The following is a 554-nucleotide window of genomic DNA, read 5'->3' as shown; positions in this document are numbered from 1 at the left end:
CTTGTCGCGTGTGTGGGTGGCGGCTCAAATGCCATGGGGTTGTTTAGCGGATTTTTAGAAGGTGAAAACGTCGCGATCCACGGCGTCGAGCCTGCTGGACGATCTTTGGACAAAGTGGGTGAACACGCAGCTACCTTAACGCTTGGCGAGCCAGGCATCATGCACGGATTTAAGTCTTACATGCTTAAAGATGAACAAGGCGAACCACAAGAGGTACACTCCGTCGCCAGTGGCTTGGATTACCCATCGGTAGGCCCACAGCACAGTTATTTAAAAGACATCGGACGCGTGAACTATGGTTCAATCAACGATGACGAAGCGATACACGCCTTCTTTGAGTTGTCTCGTGAAGAAGGGATTATTCCGGCTATCGAATCTTCCCACGCAGTCGCATACGCAATCAAACTGGCACAACAAGGTGAAACAGGTTCGATTCTTGTCAACCTTTCAGGTCGAGGCGACAAAGACATCGATTTTGTGGTTGAAAACTACGGTGCAAAATACGGTATTGAGTCGCTTATCTAACTGGCAACCACTGAGCTGAGTTACGTTTA

1 protein-coding gene is annotated in these 554 nt (G+C 48.9%); it reads left to right on the top strand.

Going from position 1 to position 554, the window contains the following annotated elements; genetic code table 11:
* Positions 1-525 (top strand): pyridoxal-phosphate dependent enzyme (locus R7Z77_RS27685; protein WP_318137350.1); only part of this gene is annotated, 525 nt, incomplete at its 5' end.
* Positions 526-554 lie beyond the last annotated feature (29 nt).

It is taken from the genome of Vibrio sp. 1401, from assembly GCF_033340295.1.
Note: the sequence above shows the minus strand (reverse complement) of the source record. Positions and strands in the feature narration are given on the sequence as shown.